This is a genomic window from Lishizhenia sp., assembly GCF_033720595.1.
In the GTDB taxonomy this organism is placed as follows: Bacteria; Bacteroidota; Bacteroidia; order Flavobacteriales_D; family Crocinitomicaceae; genus Lishizhenia.
The window spans coordinates 1-1,533 of the sequence record NZ_JAWWCF010000328.1; the positions used below are offsets into that span (position 1 = coordinate 1).

A 1,533-nucleotide genomic window follows, 5' to 3' on the forward strand; every position below is an offset into this window, starting at 1 on the left:
AATTATGAGGTCTAGGTGCAATTTCATTCACCAACAGTTCATCCTCTTGAGTAAGGAAAAATTCAATGGCTAAAATTCCAACCATATCCAATTTTTCTATGATTTCTTTGGCTAATTCTTGCGCTCTGTTTTCTACAGACTCAGAAATCTCTGCAGGAGAAAATAAGAACTCTACTAAGTTTAATTCTTTGCTGAATTCACATTCTACAGTGGGGAAAGTTTTCATTTCTCCCTTTGCATTCCTCGCTACAATTACAGAAAGTTCTTTTTTGAAATCAACAAATGATTCTAATACGCAAGGACCATCAAATCCATTGGCAATGTCAGCTTCAGTTTTTACAGCTTGTACCCCTTTACCATCGTATCCACCTTTTCTAAGTTTCTGCATTACGGGTAAAAGGCTAAGGTTTTCAAAGATTTCTTCTTTTGAGTTGACCAAGGCAAAAGGAGCTGTTGGGATACCGTTGTTTTGGTAAAATTCTTTTTGCAAACCTTTATCTTGAATCATTTCTAAAATATGAGGCTGCGGATATACTTTTACGCCTTTGGCTTCTAATTCCTTTAAAGCTTTTACGTTAACGTGTTCAATTTCTACGGTAATAACATCTTTGTCTTTACCAAAGTTCATTACATCGTCATAGTCGGTAAGTTTACCTAAGGTGTAAGAGTTGGCAATTTTCGAACAAGGCGCTTCAGGATCATTATCCATGCAATGTACATGAACGTCGTAATTAATCGCTTCTTGAATTAACATTCTCCCTAATTGACCACCGCCTAATACTCCGAGTCTAAAATTATTTCCGTACCAAATTGAATTCATGCTGCAAATATAAGTGGCTTTTACTAAATTATCTTTCATTTTTTAAGAGTTATTGCTTCTGACGGCCATCTCTTTAAGTGAAAATCTTATTTTTGCAGTTTTTAAGGCAATTCTAAGGTTTGTTAAGGCTGCAAGACAAAACATTTTCAACTTTCATAGATGCTGCACGCGTTCAAGCGGCGGTAAAGTCTGTAGCACAAACAATAAATTCTCATTACAAAGGTGAAGATGTTATTTTCTTGGCTATTTTAGATGGAGCATTCATGTTCGCAGCTGATTTGTTGAAGCACATAGATTTAGATTGTGAAATCAGTTTTGTTAAAGTAGAATCTTATCAAGGTACACAAAGTACCGAGAAGGTTAACACTTTGTTAGGCTTGGATGTAAATCTGGAACAAAAGAATGTTGTTGTTCTTGAAGATATTGTTGACACAGGTAGAACAATAGAAAAGGTAAAGGAAATTGTAAATCCTTCAAAATGTAAAAGTTTTGAAGTAGCTACTTTTCTTTTTAAGCCAGAAGCATTTTTATTTGAAGATAGCCCTAAATTTGTGGGCTTAGAAATCTCCAATACATTTGTGGTTGGTTATGGTTTAGACTATAATGAAAAAGGTAGGAATTTGGATGCCATTTTTCAACTTAATACAGAACAAAAAGATATGTTAAATATAGTATTATTCGGCCCTCCTGGAGCAGGGAAGGGAACACAGTCA

The 1,533-nt window shown here is 34.9% G+C and carries 2 protein-coding genes; one reads left to right on the plus strand and one right to left on the minus strand.

Annotation, left to right across the window (positions count from 1 at the left end):
- Positions 1 to 820, minus strand: an 820-nt coding sequence (locus R3333_RS14595; RefSeq protein ID WP_318959491.1) for a 5-(carboxyamino)imidazole ribonucleotide synthase, incomplete at its 3' end; no start/stop codon positions are given.
- Between the two features lie 119 nt (positions 821 to 939).
- Between R3333_RS14595 and hpt the strand changes: the two genes are divergently transcribed.
- Positions 940 to 1,533 (plus strand): hypoxanthine phosphoribosyltransferase (hpt, locus tag R3333_RS14600; RefSeq protein ID WP_318959492.1); only part of this gene is annotated, 594 nt, incomplete at its 3' end.